The 17,540-nt window shown below is 43.0% G+C and carries 23 protein-coding genes; 18 read left to right on the forward strand and 5 right to left on the reverse strand.

Features of this window, described 5'->3' with window-relative positions; genetic code table 11:
• The first annotated feature begins 4 nt into the window (after positions 1 to 4).
• From ACJVC5_RS12055 to ACJVC5_RS12080, 6 genes are all read left to right on the forward strand, one after another.
• Positions 5 to 718, forward strand: coding sequence for an MBL fold metallo-hydrolase (locus ACJVC5_RS12055; RefSeq protein ID WP_408095770.1), 714 nt, complete (start codon positions 5 to 7; stop codon positions 716 to 718).
• A gap of 85 nt (positions 719 to 803) precedes the next feature.
• A complete protein-coding gene (locus ACJVC5_RS12060) occupies positions 804 to 2,528 on the forward strand; it encodes an ABCB family ABC transporter ATP-binding protein/permease (protein WP_408095771.1) in 1,725 nt (574 codons plus the stop codon).
• 86 nt (positions 2,529 to 2,614) lie between these two features.
• Complete coding sequence (locus ACJVC5_RS12065) at positions 2,615 to 2,944, forward strand: MoaF-related domain-containing protein (protein ID WP_408095772.1); 330 nt, start codon at positions 2,615 to 2,617, stop codon at positions 2,942 to 2,944.
• A gap of 16 nt (positions 2,945 to 2,960) precedes the next feature.
• Complete coding sequence (locus ACJVC5_RS12070) at positions 2,961 to 4,424, forward strand: MFS transporter (RefSeq protein WP_408095773.1); 1,464 nt, start codon at positions 2,961 to 2,963, stop codon at positions 4,422 to 4,424.
• Between the two features lie 18 nt (positions 4,425 to 4,442).
• The gene (locus ACJVC5_RS12075) at positions 4,443 to 4,643 is read left to right on the forward strand and encodes a hypothetical protein (RefSeq protein WP_408095774.1); all 201 of its coding nucleotides are present in this window, start codon (positions 4,443 to 4,445) and stop codon (positions 4,641 to 4,643) included.
• A gap of 128 nt (positions 4,644 to 4,771) precedes the next feature.
• Positions 4,772 to 5,521 (forward strand): PilZ domain-containing protein, encoded by a 750-nt coding sequence (locus tag ACJVC5_RS12080; RefSeq protein ID WP_408095775.1) that lies wholly within the window; start codon positions 4,772 to 4,774, stop codon positions 5,519 to 5,521.
• Here the strand turns inward: ACJVC5_RS12080 and ACJVC5_RS12085 are convergent.
• Complete coding sequence (locus ACJVC5_RS12085; RefSeq protein ID WP_408095776.1) at positions 5,518 to 6,024, reverse strand: hypothetical protein; 507 nt, start codon at positions 6,022 to 6,024, stop codon at positions 5,518 to 5,520. The two genes, ACJVC5_RS12080 and ACJVC5_RS12085, sit on opposite strands and share 4 nt — an antisense overlap.
• Positions 6,025 to 6,336: 312 nt before the next feature.
• Here ACJVC5_RS12085 and ACJVC5_RS12090 point away from each other — a divergent pair, with 312 nt between their 5' ends.
• Genes ACJVC5_RS12090 through ACJVC5_RS12110 form a run of 5 tightly spaced genes read left to right on the forward strand, consistent with a single transcriptional unit; the run spans position 6,337 to position 8,643 of the window.
• Positions 6,337 to 6,648, forward strand: coding sequence for a hypothetical protein (locus ACJVC5_RS12090; protein ID WP_408095777.1), 312 nt, complete (start codon positions 6,337 to 6,339; stop codon positions 6,646 to 6,648).
• A gap of 41 nt (positions 6,649 to 6,689) precedes the next feature.
• A complete protein-coding gene (locus tag ACJVC5_RS12095; protein ID WP_408095778.1) occupies positions 6,690 to 6,998 on the forward strand; it encodes a hypothetical protein in 309 nt (102 codons plus the stop codon).
• A 38-nt stretch (positions 6,999 to 7,036) separates the two neighbouring features.
• A complete protein-coding gene (locus ACJVC5_RS12100) occupies positions 7,037 to 7,375 on the forward strand; it encodes a hypothetical protein (RefSeq protein WP_408095779.1) in 339 nt (112 codons plus the stop codon).
• A gap of 45 nt (positions 7,376 to 7,420) precedes the next feature.
• On the forward strand, positions 7,421 to 8,266 hold the full coding sequence (locus ACJVC5_RS12105) for a TIGR02147 family protein (RefSeq protein ID WP_408095780.1): 846 nt from the start codon (positions 7,421 to 7,423) through the stop codon (positions 8,264 to 8,266).
• Positions 8,263 to 8,643 carry a hypothetical protein gene (locus ACJVC5_RS12110; protein ID WP_408095781.1) on the forward strand — a complete coding sequence of 127 codons (381 nt, stop codon included), beginning with the start codon at positions 8,263 to 8,265 and terminating at the stop codon, positions 8,641 to 8,643. Before ACJVC5_RS12105 ends, ACJVC5_RS12110 begins: the two co-directional genes overlap by 4 nt.
• On the opposite strand, the gene serA is transcribed toward ACJVC5_RS12110, so the two are convergent.
• Positions 8,640 to 9,851: a phosphoglycerate dehydrogenase gene (gene serA, locus ACJVC5_RS12115; protein WP_408095782.1), complete on the reverse strand. Its 1,212-nt coding sequence runs from the start codon at positions 9,849 to 9,851 to the stop codon at positions 8,640 to 8,642. The two genes, ACJVC5_RS12110 and serA, sit on opposite strands and share 4 nt — an antisense overlap.
• A 108-nt stretch (positions 9,852 to 9,959) precedes the next feature.
• Here serA and ACJVC5_RS12120 point away from each other — a divergent pair, with 108 nt between their 5' ends.
• The 3 genes from ACJVC5_RS12120 (at position 9,960) to ACJVC5_RS12130 (ending at position 12,044) form a co-directional block, all read left to right on the forward strand.
• Positions 9,960 to 10,235, forward strand: a complete 276-nt coding sequence (locus ACJVC5_RS12120) for an SWIB/MDM2 domain-containing protein (RefSeq protein WP_408099237.1) — start codon at positions 9,960 to 9,962, stop codon at positions 10,233 to 10,235.
• Positions 10,236 to 10,339: 104 nt separating this feature from the next.
• Positions 10,340 to 10,942: a rhomboid family intramembrane serine protease gene (locus ACJVC5_RS12125; protein ID WP_408095783.1), complete on the forward strand. Its 603-nt coding sequence runs from the start codon at positions 10,340 to 10,342 to the stop codon at positions 10,940 to 10,942.
• Between the two features lie 100 nt (positions 10,943 to 11,042).
• On the forward strand, positions 11,043 to 12,044 hold the full coding sequence (locus ACJVC5_RS12130) for a hypothetical protein (RefSeq protein ID WP_408095784.1): 1,002 nt from the start codon (positions 11,043 to 11,045) through the stop codon (positions 12,042 to 12,044).
• On the opposite strand, the gene ACJVC5_RS12135 is transcribed toward ACJVC5_RS12130, so the two are convergent.
• Both ACJVC5_RS12135 and ACJVC5_RS12140 read right to left on the reverse strand, forming a co-directional pair.
• Positions 12,022 to 12,792, reverse strand: a complete 771-nt coding sequence (locus ACJVC5_RS12135) for an ABC transporter permease (RefSeq protein ID WP_408095785.1) — start codon at positions 12,790 to 12,792, stop codon at positions 12,022 to 12,024. The genes ACJVC5_RS12130 and ACJVC5_RS12135 overlap by 23 nt on opposite strands.
• Positions 12,785 to 13,693: an ABC transporter ATP-binding protein gene (locus ACJVC5_RS12140; protein ID WP_408095786.1), complete on the reverse strand. Its 909-nt coding sequence runs from the start codon at positions 13,691 to 13,693 to the stop codon at positions 12,785 to 12,787. Before ACJVC5_RS12140 ends, ACJVC5_RS12135 begins: the two co-directional genes overlap by 8 nt.
• 35 nt (positions 13,694 to 13,728) lie before the next feature.
• On the opposite strand from ACJVC5_RS12140, the gene glsA reads away from it, so the two are divergent.
• From glsA to ACJVC5_RS12160, 4 genes are read left to right on the forward strand one after another with little or no spacing between them, the layout of a single operon-like run.
• Entirely contained in the window at positions 13,729 to 14,640 is a 912-nt protein-coding gene (gene glsA / locus ACJVC5_RS12145) for a glutaminase A (protein ID WP_408095787.1), read from the forward strand.
• 25 nt (positions 14,641 to 14,665) lie between these two features.
• Positions 14,666 to 15,148 carry a hypothetical protein gene (locus ACJVC5_RS12150; RefSeq protein ID WP_408095788.1) on the forward strand — a complete coding sequence of 161 codons (483 nt, stop codon included), beginning with the start codon at positions 14,666 to 14,668 and terminating at the stop codon, positions 15,146 to 15,148.
• Positions 15,149 to 15,856 carry a hypothetical protein gene (locus tag ACJVC5_RS12155; protein WP_408095789.1) on the forward strand — a complete coding sequence of 236 codons (708 nt, stop codon included), beginning with the start codon at positions 15,149 to 15,151 and terminating at the stop codon, positions 15,854 to 15,856. It abuts the gene before it with no gap.
• A complete protein-coding gene (locus tag ACJVC5_RS12160; protein WP_408095790.1) occupies positions 15,856 to 16,305 on the forward strand; it encodes a YiiD C-terminal domain-containing protein in 450 nt (149 codons plus the stop codon). Before ACJVC5_RS12155 ends, ACJVC5_RS12160 begins: the two co-directional genes overlap by 1 nt.
• Here ACJVC5_RS12160 and ACJVC5_RS12165 read toward each other — a convergent pair.
• Positions 16,302 to 17,537 carry an epoxide hydrolase family protein gene (locus tag ACJVC5_RS12165; protein WP_408095791.1) on the reverse strand — a complete coding sequence of 412 codons (1,236 nt, stop codon included), beginning with the start codon at positions 17,535 to 17,537 and terminating at the stop codon, positions 16,302 to 16,304. The two genes, ACJVC5_RS12160 and ACJVC5_RS12165, sit on opposite strands and share 4 nt — an antisense overlap.
• Between the last annotated feature and the right edge of the window lie 3 nt (positions 17,538 to 17,540).

Raw genomic sequence — 17,540 nt, forward strand, 5'->3', positions numbered from 1 at the left:
CTTTATGCAAAATAGTCCAATCTTTTATCAGCTTTTTGAAAAAGATTCCTCGACCTATACCTACCTTCTGGGCGATGTAAAAACCGCCGAGGCCATTATTATTGATCCGGTTTCTGAGACGGTTGAAAGAGATTTGAAACTCATCAATGATTTGGGCCTCAAATTAAAATATATTCTTGAGACCCATGTTCATGCGGACCATATCACCGGCTCTGGTGTCCTTCGCAATCGAACTGGCGCTCAAATTGCCTTGGGCGCGGCCAATGATTCGAGTTGTGCCGACATTTCTTTGAAAGATGGCGACGAGATTAAGTTTGGGGCCCATAAAATTACCGCGATTGAAACTCCCGGTCACACTAAAGGCTGCTTGACTTATTTTTTGGATAACATGCTTTTTACAGGGGACACTCTTCTTATTCGCGGATGCGGTCGAACTGATTTTCAAGATGGCTCTTCGGAAAAACTCTTCCATAGTGTTCGAGAAAAGATCTTTTCTTTCCCTGACTCGACCTACATTTATCCGGCCCATGATTATAAAGGCTTCACAAGAACAACTGTGGGAGATGAGAAAAAGCTAAATCCTCGTCTTAAATTAGAGAACACTAAAGAAGATTTTGTGAAGATCATGGCCAATCTTAAACTTGATTACCCTAAAAAAATCCAAGTCGCTGTGCCGGCCAATATGCAGTGTGGTATTAGAGCATCAATGAATGAGTGAGAACAATTCCTTTAGCGCGGCATCCGAAACCGTCGAACGCAATCATTGGCAGACTTTAAAGATTCTTGGGCATTACTTATGGCCCATGGATCGTAAAGATCTTCGAGTTAGAGTGGTTTTTGCTTTGTTCTTTCTTGCTGCTGGAAAAATATTAAACGTTTATGTTCCTTTTCTTCTAAAATCGTCTATTGATCAACTTTCTCCGGCCACCAAGGTCTTGGCCCTTCCATTTGGACTTATCCTGGCCTACGGTAGTGCGCGATTGCTGGTAGGAATCTTCGAAGAGTTACGAGACCTGATTTTTGTGAAAGTAGAACAGCATGCTCAAAGAACCATTGCTCTTCATACCTTTCGCCATCTTCACAATCTTTCACTTGATTTCCATTTGTCACGACAGACGGGAGGTCTCTCCCGAGTGATTGAAAGAGGAACAAGAGGAATCCAGTTCTTATTGGATTTCATGACCTTTAATATTATTCCGACGATCCTTGAAATTTTTCTGGTCACTGGAGTTTTGATTTATCATTTTAATCTGGCCTATGCTTCAGTGATCTTTATCACAATCGCCATTTACATCGTTCTGACATTAATGGTTACAGAGTGGCGGCTTAAGTATCGCAAGGCCATGAATAGCGCTGAAACCAAGGCCAATACCCGGGCGATTGACAGTCTCCTCAATTTTGAAACTGTTAAATATTTTGGGAATGAAGAACACGAGTTTCATCGTTTTGATGAATCACTTGCTCAGTATGAATCGGCCGCCATCAAAGGACAGAACAGTCTTTCTATTTTGAACCTCACTCAAAAGGGCATCATTTCCATCGGCCTCATCATCATTATGCTTATGGCCGCCAAGGATGTGGTAAATGGAAAGATCACTGTGGGTGATTTTGTTCTTGTAAATACTTTTTTGATTCAGCTTTACCTACCACTTAACTTTTTGGGTTTTGTTTACCGCGAAATAAAAAACAGTCTGGTGGATATGGATAAAATGTTTGAACTCATTAAGGTCCACGCCACCGTGGCCGATGATACAGACGCAAAATCTCTTATAGTTACTCATGCCGTAATTGAATTTGAGGACGTGCGATTTGGTTATAAAAGTGATCGTGAGATCCTTAAAGGTATCAGTTTTAAAATAGATTCCGGTAAGACTCTTGCCATCGTGGGCCCTAGTGGTTCAGGGAAATCGACCATTGGACGTTTATTATATCGTTTTTATGATGTGACCGGCGGAGCGATTAAAATCGACGGTCAAAATATTCGTCATGTAAAACAACAGTCACTTCGCTCACACATTGGCATGGTTCCTCAGGACACGGTTCTTTTCAACGATACGATTGGTTACAACATACAATATGGTCGACCAGATGCCACGCTGGATGAAGTAAGGCACGCGGCCCAGTTGGCCCACATTGATGAGTTTATCAATGAGCTTCCTGATAAGTATGAAACACCAGTAGGCGAGAGAGGGCTTAAACTATCTGGTGGTGAGAAGCAGCGTGTGGCCATTGCTAGAACCATTCTTAAAAATTCTGAGATCCTTCTCTTTGATGAGGCCACTTCTGCATTGGATTCCCATAAGGAAAAGGAAATTCAAAAATCCCTTAAGGATATTTCACGAGATCGCTCCACTTTGATTATTGCTCACCGGCTTTCAACCATTACCCATGCAGATGAGATAATTGTTTTGCAAAATGGAAGGATCGTTGAAAGAGGCGTTCACAGTCAATTACTTCGTCAAGGTGGCATTTACACATCTATGTGGGCAAGGCAGCAGGAAGAGGAAGCTCATTCCATTCAGGTATAATGGCGCCCTGGCCACTTTCATTATTGTAAGTCAGGTCTAAACTACCCATGAGTGAAGCTTGCATTAAGCGAGTGAAGGAGTCACTTATGGAATCATTTCCTGTTCATTCAGTGTATGAGCTGGAGTTTCCAGAATTCACTGCGGAGATTTCGGTACTGTCCTCAACACATCTGCAATTTGAGATAAAAACAGGGCGCTACGAACGAACGGCCATCGTAAATTATGAGGCCATAAAAATTCGGAGCGGAGTGTTTGTTGTAAGTTGGCAGGAAGAGGACAGGTCCACCATTGTTCACGTAGAAGACTTCATTAATAAAAAAATCTACACTTTTGCCACACTGGATGACCACACCTTCATAAGGTCAAAGGGCAATATTCGATTTATCGAGGAGCTGAACGAGGGGGCCCATCATTAATTTCAAAATAGGTGTCTTGATCGCAACCATTCTGGGATCGAGTATGGTCTTTATAGATGGATCTGTGGTGAACGTCATTATGCCCGAGTTGCAGAGAGAATTTAGTGCCACCGGTGTCGAAATTCAATGGGTGGTAGAGTCTTATTTGTTGTTTCTTGCTTCATTAATCTTAGTAGGCGGCTCTATTGGCGATCACTTTGGAAGAAAACTCATCTTTCAAATAGGAACAGTCTTTTTTATTCTGGCCTCTATTGGTTGTGGGTTCTCTCAAACTCTTCTCCAGATGACCATATTCAGATCTTTGCAGGGAATAGGCGGGGCGCTCCTTACACCGGGAAGCCTGGCCATTATCAACAGCGTCTTTCCGAGGAATGAACGTGGAAGGGCCATTGGAACTTGGTCGGCCTTTAGTTCTATAACAACCGCATTTGGACCTGTGCTAGGCGGTTGGCTTGCTGATAACTTGTCCTGGCGTTGGGTCTTTTTTATTAATGTTCCGCTTGGGTTACTCACCATCTTTTTCACTCGAAGTTTTGTTCCAACTCAATGTCATGAAACAGGCAGAGAACCTCTGGACCTGCAAGGAGTCGTGATCTCAACAGCAGGGATTGCGAGTATTGTGTTTGGTCTCATCGAAGCAAACTATCTTATCATGATATTAGGTGTAATTCTCATGGTGCTTTTTTTTCTCATCGAAAGAAGAACCAACAACCCGCTTGTCCCTCTGTCATTTTTTAAATCGCGTATTTTTTCGGCCGTGAATATGTCTACTTTTCTTTTGTATGGTGCCTTGAGCATCGTGTTCTATTTTCTTCCTTTTAATCTTATTCAAGTGCAGGGCTTTTCTGCCACAGAGGCAGGAGCGGCCAATCTTCCTTTCGTTATTATCATCTTCCTTTTTTCCAGATGGTCGGGTGGACTCTATGATCGGGTAGGGGCCCGTCTTCCTATCGCACTGGGGTCCCTTATTACAGGGATTGGTTTTCTTGCCTTGGGATTTATGCCCGGTCTTAATTCATCTTACTGGAAAGACTTTTTACCTGGATTAATTTTGTTTGGCATCGGCATGTCTCTTTGTATTGCTCCTTTGACCACTGCGGTTCTGGGGGCCGTTCCAGAGAGATTTTCGGGACTCGCTTCAGGAATCAACAATGCAGTCACAAGGCTTGCGGGTCTTGTGGGCATCGCCATCATGACCGCCATGATTATTCTGTGGTTTCATCATTACCTTGATCTGGCCCTGATTAATATGCCACTAGATTCGTCTTTAAAAAGTGATCTTTTGAGGCGCTCAAATGAACTTGCGGGTCTTCAAGGGAATTCTCAAATCGTGAATGGAATTATTAAAAGCGCCTATCTTGAGAGCTTTAAATCGGTCATGATTTCTTCTGCGCTTTTGTCATTTGGGAGCTCTCTTTGTGCCTTGGTTTTTTTACCAAGTGAAAAGGTTATTCGCCTGCCTCTCTCACCTGTTAGATAATGATGAAAAGGAGGCCCTATGATTTTATGGAGCTCCGATACAGGATACAATTTTCTGGTTTGTTTCTTTCTTTTCTGGACCCTTCAGATTGTGATGGGAGTTTTTATTAAGCTGAAAAATCTCGGCATCACCCGTGAAAATTATCGCCATCGTATTCAAGATTTACTTCATGAATATGTGAATAAATTAGAAGAGCCTTATCATCGAAAACACAGCTAGTTCCATTGCCATGAACTTGAGGCACGGCCAAAATTAAGGTGCAAAATCGCTTTGGCACTGAATGAAATCCATGAGTTCCGTAAAACGGCGCCATTGCGAAGTTTTTTGGAAGTGCTAGGATATGGGCCATGAAAAATAAACCCTTCATCTTCACCTTATTATCTATCCTGTGCTTTATTGAACCAGCAATTAAGGTCCTCTACTTCAGAGCGATCACTCAATTTGATTTTCTGGTGATCCTTGCAAATTTAAAAGCACGAAACACTTTTATGGAAGTTTTCGATTTCTGGATTGTGTTTCCGCTCGCAGGGCTCTTAATCATGCGGTTAAGAAAGTGGACATATTTCGCTTTCATGTCCCTCATGGCCTACATCGTTTACAGCATCTTCACTTACGAGAAATATACTTGGCCCTACAATAGCGATACTCCATTTATGTACAACTATGTGGTGGCCATTGGTGCCTTTGCGGTCTTTTCATATTTCCTTTCTCCTAAAGCACGTGAACCGTTCTTTGATCGCCGTGCTCGTCTTTGGGAAACGAAGACCCGCTATAAGGTTCAAATTAGCTGTAAGTTAAAAAGTAGTTCTCTGACTTTTCCTTCGAAGATACTTAACATTTCAAAGACCGGGGCCTTTGTGCAGGATTCACCTTACATCAATGTAGGGGAGACGCTTGAAATGGAATTCAATTTTCTAGGGCACATTGTGGAAGTGCCTGTGAAGATCATCCACAAGCACACGGGTCAGAATAAGCAGGGATATGGTGTTGAGTTCAAGTTTAAAAACTTTGCTCAAAGTGTTCGCATGGGCAAGATGATTAATATCATCAAGAAGTCCCATGCTGACCTTGGAGCTACGACTAAGATTGCCGCTTAAGGACTGCTATAATCTTTAATCGAATTAGGATCGACAGAGACTGGAATGGCCGTGGCCGACCACACTGTCTTCTTGTGTGAGCCAACAATGATTTTCTTAGAGTGAAATTGAACATCAATCAGAGCATTGAAGTTACCCTGGACCGCAAAGAAAGACATGCGCATCAGGGCCTCGTCCTGATCTTCGCAGTTCTCCACATGATAAGGCTCTTCATTACGCTTTAACTTACTGGTCATTTTACTTTGTTCTTTGGTGAAGAAGAGAATCTCTTTTGCCTGCTCCATCGTGTGGTTATAGGCATCGAATGGTTCTCGCACTTTTTCTTCAAAGCACTGAGGACAATAAGTCGGGTGAGTGAGTTCTTTTGGTACTTTTTTTAAGAATGAGAAATGATCTTCACCCATAAATTGAGTACAGGACTTACAAGTGTGCTCGTGGCAGAGTCCACAGTTGTAGATTGCTTTCGGTTTACGACAGCTTTTGCAAAATTCATTTGTATTCATAAAAGTAAAATTACCATCAATCCTTGGTTTTGCGGGGATTTTTCCGCTGGCCGTACCACTTTAAAGCACGGGGTCATGTACCTGTAGCCCTAAAGCGCAACAAAACATCTCTTGTATTATTAGTGTCTTACACCATTATGGGGCCATTTTGAAACCAGTGAGTGTACACAATTGTGAATGCTTTCTCACGCCATCTTTACAAACATTCTTTACACATTTTTTACATTTGAATAATTTCCTCTCCGCCAAGGCAAACGACATAAATGAATTTTTGATAACGATATTTAACAAACAAAAAAAACGGAGAAAAAAATGAAATCACTTCTTACTGTTGCTCTTCTAGTTGCTTCTGCTAATTCATTCGCATGGGGTCTTGAGTCTCACTACGGTAAAACTTCAATGGTTAACGGCCGTCACGCTTGTACTCTTACAAACAAGACTGGAAAAGACCTTGATATCAAGCGCGTTGAGTTCGTTCTTGACCGTCGTACAGGTGAAAACACTGAAGTAATCGTTACTAAAACTGTTAACGAAGTAATCTTCGCTGGCGAAACAATGACTGTTGTTTCTGACGCTGGTCACGAGCTATCTGCTTACGTTTGTAAGTTCCTTGCTCGTCGTTAATTTTAACAATAATTGAAACTAAAAAAATAAAGGATAATCATATGAAATCTCTAGTTCTTACAGTTGCTCTTCTTGCTTCTGCTTCTTCATTCGCTTTCGGTCTTGAGTCTCACTACGGTAAAGCTTCAATGGTTAACGGCCGTCACGCTTGTACTCTTACAAACAAGACTGGTTCTGACCTTGATATCAAGCGCGTTCAGTTCGACCTTGAAAGACGTGTTGGTAAGCACCGTGAAGTAGTTGTTACTAAATCTGTTAACTCAGTAATCTACGCTGGCGAAACAATGACTGTTGTTTCTGACGCTGGTCACGAGCTAATTGCTTACACTTGTAAATTTCTTGCTCGTTAATTTTAACTGCTAAGTAATTTAATATAAAGGACTAACACATGAAATCTCTAATTGTTGCTGTTGCTCTAGTTGCTTCTGCTCAATCATTCGCTGCTGGATATGTTACTCAGTCTTTCAGCAAAATCTTCTACGCTCCAACTGAAGCTGAGCTAGTAGAAAAAGTTGAAGCTGCTATCCCTTCAATCCAAGCTGGCGAAGATAAAGAGCTTACTCGTTCTATGGGTTACCAGAACTGTGCTCCTATCCACCCACGTCACATCAAAATTGGTAAACTTTTCATCAAGAAACGTTACACAACTGTTGATGGCGTTCTAGTTCCTAACTACCGTGGTATGCTAGTTGTTTCTCACAACCACTGTTTCGAATCTAGCCACTAATTATTAGTGATTAAATAGGAAGGTCCCTTCGGGGACCTTTTTTGTATGATGCAAGAAGATCATTTACCAAACATCGCTGAATACCTGAACTATCGTGAGTTCCTTCAGGATTTTTATCTTTCTAAGAAGAAGGTGAATGCTTCTTATTCTTATCGCGTTTTCGTTAACAAAGGTGAACTCGGTTCTCCATCTCACTTAAAGATGGTGATCGACGGCAGCCGAAATCTTACTCTCAGTACTATCCCTAAATATGTGAAGGCCATCGGATTCAAAAAGAAGATGGAAACTCAGCTGTTCGAATTACTGGTTCACTATAACCAGGAAAGCGATGCAGACCAAAAAATTATTTATTTTAACGAAATCATGAATCTCAAGAGGAAGCAGGGACTTTCAATGCTCGAGAAGCATCAGTTTGATCTACTGGCCCATTGGTTTCATGTTGCTATATATGTTTTGATTGATCTTTATGATTTTAAGGACGATCCAGAGTGGATCTCTGAACGGCTCCGTAAGAAGGTCACGGCCCGTCAGGTGCGGGAAACTCTGGATTCCCTTGAAACGCTTAAGCTAATCGAGAAAGACGACATTAAGGGGTACCGACAGACTTCCGGTGCTCTCTCTACTGATGAAGATATTAAATCATTAGGGGCCTATCGTTATCATCAAGATATGTTAGAACTCGCCCTGGATTCGCTTAAAAATGATCCATTGGATGTACGTGAGTTTAACGGTGTGACGATGAAAATCAGCAAAGAGAAGCTGAGTGTTCTCAAAGAAAAGATTCGTGCATTTAGAAAAGAGATCAATGAACTTACCAGTAACATGGAAGGCACTGATCAGGTCTACCAGTTAAATATTCAACTCTTCCCACTTACTGAGGTGAAACAATGAAGAATTTAGCCTTTATCTTTTTGGCCCTTGTCTCTTACCAAATTTGGGGAGCAGGTGGAGTTGATGTTGGTAACCACAGTCAGAAGAGTTTTAAAGGAACTTTCCAGGTTCCGACATTTGAAACTGAAGAGGCGATGGTTTCACATGTACAAGGTCTACTGCCTTCTATCGAGAACGGCTCCCATAAAGAAGTGAAAAAGCTCATTTCCCAAGGGAAATGCGGCAAGACAGTTAAGTTTGATGAGCTTGAAGTACTTTCAGCTTATGACTATAGCAATATTCATAAGAAGCTAAATCATCTTTCAACCGGTTTAGTGATTATGGAGCTTTTTGAATGTAAGAGCCCGGCCAAAATCACAAACGAAGCTGAGTTCTAGCCAACCACTCTTGTTCTTAAAGAGCGAGGAAGTTTCTCAATGTCCTGCGCCAGTTGTCTGGCGTGGGCCGAATGAACATCCATCACAAGATATCCAATCTCATCATCAGTTGAAAGATACTGGCCTTCAATGTTGGCACCCGCGCGAGAGATAATGGTGTTGATTTCCCCAAGGACCCCTGGTTCGTTTCGGTGAACATTCAGAATTCGTGACGTACCTTTTTTCACAGGTAGATCTACATTTGGAAAGTTCACTGCACCTGATGAAGAACCAATCTTTAAATAACGACGGAAGCTTTCCGCCACTTCAATACCGATGGCCTTCTGGGCCTCTTCCGTGCTTCCCCCGATGTGTGGAGTAAGAATCACATTTGGTAGTCCCTGAAGAGGAGATTGAAATTTTTCTTTGTTTGAGGCCGGCTCAACTGGGAACACGTCAATGGCACATCCAGCGATGTGCTTCGATTTTAGAGCGGACACGAGATCATCAATCACAACCACCGTCCCACGGCTCGCGTTGATTAAGAAACTTCCTTTCTTCATGATTGAGAGTTCTCTCTCGCCAATCATGTTCATGGTCTCCGGAATTTCCGGAACGTGAAGAGTCACAAAATCTGAAACTTTTAGAAGTTCATCCAATGAGGTCATGGCACGGGCATTACCCAACGGAAGTTTTTTTACAGTATCAAAAAATACAACCTGCAGACCCATGGATTCCGCAAGAATACTTACCTGGCTACCGATGTGGCCGTAGCCCACGATCCCTAGAGTTTTACCGCGAACTTCTTTTGAACCTTCTGCTGATTTTACCCATTCACCTTGATGGGCCTTACTGTTTCGATCACCCAGTTGACGAGAAAGTGCGATCATTTCTGCGATCACAAGTTCGGCCACGCTGCGAGTGTTGGAGTGAGGAGCATTGAAGACAGCGACACCTTTTTGACGGGCGCGCTCCAATCTCACTTGATTGGTTCCAATGCAAAAACAGCCAATAGTGACAGTATTTTGACTGTGTTCTAGAACTTTTTCAGTAATTTCTGTTTTCGAGCGAATTCCAACTGCCGTGTACTGAGGAATAAGCTTAATCAGCTCATCTTCAGTGGGCGCATGAGAGAGTAAATCCACCTGATAACCATGGCTTTCCAGCATTTCTTTGGCGATAGGGTGGATGTTTTCTACTAATAGGATGCGATTGTTTGATTCGTTCATAGATTAAGTTTATTCAAAAAATCTGCCTTTGGAACCGCTATTTGATTGATTTAAAGTGATTAATTGATCAAACTAGTAACACACACATGGAGGTTTTATATGGAAAACATGGAAACTACGAAGACAAAATCTGCCCGTAAACCAAACGCTGCATTCATGAAGGCAATGACTCCTTCAGCTGAACTTGCTGACGTAATCGGTGCAAACCCTATCGCTCGTACTGAAGCTGTTAAACTTGTTTGGGATTATATCAAAGCTAACAATCTTCAAAACCCAGCGAACAAAAGAAACATCCTTGCTGACGCTAAACTAAGCAAAGTTTTCGGCAAAAACGAAGTTACTATGTTTGAACTAACTGGTCTTCTAGGCAAACACCTGAACTAATCAAGATTCAATTCAGATAGTCACTCAAGGCCCGGTTTTCCGGGCCTTTTTATTTCCTGCACATTGACGCCCCGGCCTTAACCATTCATGCTTATCAACTAAGCATGAGAAAATTCTCTGCGGTGAATGCGATCATCGCCATCAATATTCTGGTTTTCTGTCTGTGGTATATACTGCCCACTGAGTTTATGTTTTATAACTTTCTGGTGAGCTACACTGGATTAGAAGAGGGAAGATTCTGGACCCTCATTACTTCGGTCTTTTCACACAATTCTTTCTTCCACATTTTTGTGAATATGTACGTGCTTTATGGATTCGGACAGGCCATGGAGCTGGTGATGGGAAAAAAACGTTTTGTGAGTTTCTATCTTATCGCAGGCATTTTCGCTTCCCTGACTCACGCTCTGATGAGCGCTTATATCTTGAATGAACCGGATCTACCGGCGCTGGGTGCTTCAGGTGCGGTGGCGGGACTTATTCTATTGTTCTCACTTTTATTTCCGAGAGAAAAAATCTTGCTGTTAGGGATCATTCCATTACCTGCGATCTTTGGAGCTCTGGTGTTTGTCGGTCTGGATATTTGGGGACTGGTGGCCCAGGCACAAGGAACAAGCGTCCTTCCGATTGGACATGGGGCCCATTTAGGTGGGGCATTCACCGGTCTAATCTTCTACTTTTTTACCAGACGCAAAACCACTATAGAGTAGATAGTCAGTTCGCCATTCTTCATGTTCTTTCAAGTTGAGGGGACTCAGGCCCTTCTTTAAACTTCCCTTGAAGATAGTCATCTTAACAAGGAAGTTATGCATGAAAACATTTTATCTTATTTTGCTCAGTACGATTGTCGGAACGGCATACGCGCAAGAGGAAACCAATGCGTGTACAGCAACGGCCGATCAAAGTTTAGTTGCATGTAACTCGGCCGCAGAAACGGCCAAGGAAACTGCTTATGCGGCCTGTGAGAACAGTGCTGAACGAGACACTTGTCGAGCTGAGGCCGATACAAATCAGGCCAGTGCCAAGGTCCAGTGTGAGGCCCAAAATACTGCTCAAAAAGCGGCCTGTGGAAAATTAGGTGAGGCGGCCTATGATCCACAAATTGATCCAGCGAACTTTTCGGCCACAGTAACCAATCCTTATTTTCCACTGACTGCGGGTACGACCTGGACTTATGCAGGAACAACTGAAGATGGTGCGGCGGTCACAGTTGAAAGAGAAGTAAGTGATGAAACAAAAGACATCATGGGTGTGACATGTACAGGTGTGAAGGAAACTGAAAAACAAGGTGAAGACACTGTTCGTGAAACGATTGAATGGTACGCTCAAGACAATGAAGGAGCTGTTTGGTTGTTTGGTAGAAATAATCAAGAACTTGATGGTGATGAAGTGACGAGTATTGATGGTTCTTTTGTCGCCGGTGAAGAAGACGCTAAGCCAGGTATCATCATGAAGGCCACTCCTGCGGTCAATGATGTTTACCGCCAGGAATATGTGATTCAGGAATCTGAAGGAGTAGGTGAAGTCTTGAGTATTTCTGAAACTCTGAATGTTCCGGCCGGTAACTTTACAAATGTAGTAAAAACCAATGATACAGATGCTCTTATGCCCGATGAAGTGAAGAACACATTCTATGCTTCGGGTGTGGGGCCTATTTCAATTACAGTGGTAGATGGAACTGAGAAACTTGAATTGCAATCGGTCACTCCAGCACCGACTCCGACACCAACGCCGGACGATGGAACAGGCCAGGGTGAAGAAGCTCCAACTCCGACCCCTACGCCGACTCCTACACCACTAGCTTCTTTTTAATTTTCCAGTAGGCAAGTCCACATAGGACTGCACTCTGAAGAACGAGAATGGAGCCACTGTATAAAAATGCATCTAATATCCCTTGATTCCAGAAGAGTGATTGCGCAAGCCTCACTCCATGGATCAAGGGAAAAAATTCCGCCGCCATTCTTACCGGTGCGGCCATTTGAGAAATAGGAAAGAAAATCCCCGATAAAAAATAAAGGGGAGCGATGATAAAAGAGTACACCGTTTGAAACTGGTTAATGTTATTCACGAGTGCAGTTGCCAGTAGTCCCATTGCCCCACAAGGTAGAGCAACTAGAAATCCCACAATCGCCAAGGCGGGAATGAGCCACGGATTGGCCATCATTCCAAAGAGGGCAAGCACCACTGCCACACCAACGGCCATGACTGCACCTTTAAGGGCCACCCAAAGCATTTCACCCATCACAACTTCAGGAACTCCAATCGGAGTTGTCAGCATGGCCTTGAAAACATTCTCATAAGTCATACGAACATAAAAACCATAACTACTTTCAAAAAAGGAAGTGAAGAGGGCCGTGGCCACAGTCAGACCAGGAGCAAGAAACTGCATGTAAGTCATGCCTTCCACATTGGTGAGATAAGCACCAAGTCCCAATCCCAGGGAGACCATGATAAGGGCCGGATCTGCCACGGTAGGAGAAATATTTGAAATCAAATCTTTCTTATAAACTGTCCAGTTACGGAGAGTGATATTAAAACAAAGTTTAAGTGATTCAAGCATCGGCCGAGAGCTCCTGACCTGTTAGTTTTAAAAACACATCTTCTAAGTTACTAGGTCTAATTTGTAATGGATTAAGACCATGATCAGAATGGAGTGACGTCAAATCATGAAGGGAATGAGCACGGACATAAATCCCTGATGCGTCTTCATTAAAATGAAATGACTTTTGCTGAGACAACTTTTCTAGTTGTAAACGGTCCTCTAATTTAAAAATACCTACGAAACCTGGGGTGTGTTGATGAATCATGTCCTTCGGAGTTCCTTCCGCAGAGACTTTTCCATGATTCATGATGACCAGTCTGTTACACAAAACCTCTGCTTCATGCATGTAGTGAGTGGTCAGAACAATGGTTGTGCCTTGTTGATGAAGTTCTTTTACTTTTCCCCATAAAAGGTGACGTACGGCCGGATCAAGGCCCGTGGTGGGTTCATCTAAAATGAGAAGTTCAGGTCGACCAAGGAGGGCCCTTACAAAAACCAGGCGTCTTTTCATACCACCAGATAAAGTTAAAATCTTGGTGTCTTTCTTATGAGTAAGATTCATGTAGTCCAAAAGCTCGAGAACCCGCTTTTGTCTCTCATGTCTTGGGACACCGATAAAAGCACAATAGATCATCATGTTTTCCATGACAGTCAAACTTTCATCAAGAGCATTGTCTTGGGTGACCACACCCATGCGTTTTTTAATCTCTCGACTATTGATTCTTGGATCATAACCAAAAACTGAGAGTTCTCCTCCGGTTCGCTGAACAGTTCCATAAGTCATGCTGATGAAAGTGGATTTTCCCGCTCCATTGGGACCGAGAAGGCCAAAGCACTCGCCTTGTTTGATGGAAAGATCGAGGTTATTAACAGCGGTGAAGTCACCGAAAGTTTTTACCAGGGATTTTGCATTTATCATTCTTAAAATGGTAATGAATTTGCTATCCTTTATCTATGAAAATCTTAGAAGAGCTTTATCAGAGACATTTGTCCTGTCGCGAAGGGCATCCTGCCACATATATTCCGGAACTTGCCAAGGCCAACGTGAATAACTTTGCCATTGTCATTGCCACAATTGATGGTGAAGTTTTTAAAGTTGGTGATCACGATGTTCAGTTCAGCATGCAATCAACTTCGAAACCTTTTTCTTACGGTATGGTTCTGCAAGAGATGGGAAGAGATTTTGTCATGTCGAAAGTCGGAGTTGAGCCTACTGGTGAGGCCTTTAACTCTATTGTTGAATTAGAAAAAAATACCCACAGACCTTATAACCCGATGATTAACTCAGGGGCGATTGCGATCAGTAGTTATATTAAAGGAACTCATTTTCAAGAGCGACTTCAGAATATGACGGAATTTTTTAGTCAATTCGCGGGCCAAAAACTTCGAATTGATGATGTGATCTTTGAATCGGAAAAGACCACTGCTCATCGAAATCGTTCCATTGCCCATCTTCTTCGTCACTTTGGCGTGATTGATGGAAAAATAGAAGAGTCTTTAGACCTCTATTTTAAACAGTGCTCGTTCATGGTGAATACGGTTGATTTGGCAATGATGGCAGCGACTCTCGCCAATAAAGGCGTGCATCCGAAAACGGGTGGTCGGGCCTTAAGCGAAGATTATACCGGTGATGTCCTAAGTCTTATGTTCACTTGCGGGATGTATGATACTTCCGGTAAATGGGCGTATTCAGTTGGTATTCCGGCCAAGAGTGGAGTGAGTGGCGCCATCTTTGGAGTGGTTCCAGGTAAAATGGGGATTGCAGTCTATTCACCACCTATTAATGAACATGGACACTCTATTCGAGGACTTAAGGTTTTTCAGGACCTTTCACGTGAGCTCAATTTAAGTATCTTTCGTAAATAACCGATAGGAAAACGAGGGTTTTATCATGAAAAATTTCATCTTATTCTCAACATTGGTTCTCTCATTTCAAGCTTCGGCCGGGATCTTTGAAGGAGAAGAAGTTCTTTCAGATCAGGTCGTGAGTGTTCAGAACTGTGTAAGTCATTTGGACGCAGTGACATTGGCCCGAGGCGGAGGTTCTGCAGTTTCGGAAGTGCCGGTTGATATTTATACCCTGGTGATTGAGCGCCAGATTGAAAAAGAAGTTTATAAAAAGAACCTTCTCTTTAAAAAGAAAGAAGGCACTTCCTATAAAGAAACCATCAATAAGTCTGAAGTTCTGACCTTTAAAGGGGAATCCGAGGACAGTGCTGAAGCTCAAAAGGCCGCAAATCTTGCCGCAAAAGAGGCATGCGAGTCTCAGCGATCAAAGTTCATGGGGACTGACAATTCAGAGCGAAGAGTCGTAGATAAAACTGAAGCTTCAAAATCTGAAAAAGAAAAATCACCTCGCGTACAAGCCCAGTAAATGTCCCGTGCCCTTAATCTCTACTTTCGCCTTTCGGTGAAAGAATTAGAGCGCGTGATTGAAGACTATCAGGCCGAATTTGATCAGGCCCTGGAAGACACATTCAGCGATGATGAACTTTTAAAGTACGAGCCGATGATTGATGCCATCGCGGCGATCTACGTTCAACCTATTTCAAACGAATTGAGCTTTGATGATTTCTATGGAGATCCGGCCCAGGAAGAAAAGCAGCGTTTGTTTTTTGAATCTTGCCGGAGCTCCATCGTGTTGGAAAATCTTCCATACTTCGAGAGCAATCCTATTCAAGTGACTTATCTCACAGATCTTTTGTGGAGCTTTGAAGAAGTTCTGATTGATCCGGGTGGCGTGTCTAATCTTATGTTTCGTAAAGACTATCTGGAAGAATTAAAGCGCTACAAACCCATGGACTCGCTTCTCGCAGATAAACCTGAGAAGGTGATTGAGACCAAAACTTCTGTTCCTGTGTCGCCCATTGATTTTTTGGTCCTGGATGTTTACAAAGAACTGGATCGTCTTAGAGGATTTGCTGTTCCTGTGGATGATTTAGGAGAGAAACCAAGACGAATCTATGAAGCAATGAAGAATGAGAAGCTGGACAGCACCGGTCTTTTCAAAAAGTCCGGACTTATTCCTAAGGATTTTGATGACGGACTGGAACGGTTAAAATTCTTTTTGAGAAAATTATAATGACGCCAAATGAACTAACAAATTTTTTACATGAACAGATTCCACTCGCGAAGGCCCTTGATATAGAGATTATCAAGGCCACAGATCATGAGGTGGAGGTCTTTGGACCTCTGTCCCCGAATCGTAACCATATGGGAACGGCCTTTGGTGGAAGTTTAAGTGCTGTGCTGATTCTCTCTTGTTACACTTGGTTATTTCATCGCCTGGATCAGGCAGGATTCAGTGCGCATGTTTTAATTAAAGAAGGGAAGACCGACTATCAGTTGCCGGTAGAGGAAGATCTGCGGGCCGTTTGTCTTTCGCCGGATGAATCACAGTTTGAAAAATTTATTGAATCTTTCAAACGCAAGGGCATGGGGAGAATCACCCTCAAGGCACATATCAAAAATGCCTGCCTGTTTGAAGGTGTCTTTGTGGCCCAAAAATCTTCTGAACCTCGATTAGGTTAGTGAAAATTTTTAAAAGCGTCGCGAAGGTTGGCCGCAAATAACTCCGGTTGTTCCATCGCCGCAAAATGTCCGCCCCGAGGAATGTCCTGAAAGTGAACGAGATTGTAACCTCGTCTGGCGGTCTCTAGACTTGGTCTTCCAAAAAGATGCTCTTTGGGATAAATCGCAATGGCGGTTGGAACATCCACATAACGAGGATGAAGTTCCCAGTTAAGTTCCGTCTTATATCCACGAGAATACCAGAAGCTTGCCGCGATTCCTCCCTCATTCACAAGGTACATCATGATGTTAGTGATGAGTTTTTCTTTTGAAATGGTGTTCTCTAATTTCCCACCGTGATCAGACCAGGCCCAGAACTTTTCCGCAATCCAGGCGGCCGTTCCGATGGGACTATCTGTGAGAGCAACTGCGGCCATCATGGGTTTGTTGGTTTGGATTCTTTGAAAATCAAAAGTAGGCCCATTAAAGTATTCTTCGTATTCCTGAATCCATTTCTTTTCGTCGTCAGTTTGTTCAGTCGCCGGAATGTTAAACCATAAAGGTAGATTGAGATGGATGGCCTTGACGTTTTGCGGGAACTGATCGGCCAATTGGACCGCCACCACGGCCCCAATGTCTCCGCCTTGGGTGACATAATGCTCATGTCCTATAATCTCAGTCATGAGCTTGTTCCAAATTTTTGCAGTGGTCTTCGCTTGAATGGGTTTCTTTGGCATTGAAGAGAATCCGAACCCCGGTAGTGAAGGGATAATGACTGTAAAAGCGTCTTCAGCTTTTCCACCGTGCTTAGAAGGTTCTGTCAGAGAAGAAATGCAATCCAGAAACTCAATAGCAGAGCCAGACGAACCATGAGTTAAAAGAAGCGGAAGCGGGTTTGGGCCCTCACCAACCACATAATAAAAATGGATCTGATACTCACCCACCTGGGCCATGTATTGGGGGAAGCCATTGAGTTTTATCTCTTCTTCACGCCAGTCGTACTGTGTGAGCCAATAGTGACGAAGTTCTTCTAGCCAACCAATGTCCGCACCGGTTTCCCAATTTGAAGCACCTTCAACCGGTGGCATTTGTTTTGGAAGTTTTGCGTTCATGATTCTGGCCGTGATTTCATCTAACTTTCCATCGGGGACATGGACCTTAAATTCTTCAATCAGGTCGGGTCGCGCGAAGAAAGGTCCACGCGCTCCAAGTTCTCGTTTATCGAATGAAAAATAATTAAAGGTATTGTCCATAAT

Origin of the sequence: Peredibacter sp. HCB2-198 (assembly GCF_045999315.1) — a bacterium.
In the GTDB taxonomy this organism is placed as follows: Bacteria; Bdellovibrionota; Bacteriovoracia; order Bacteriovoracales; family Bacteriovoracaceae; genus Peredibacter.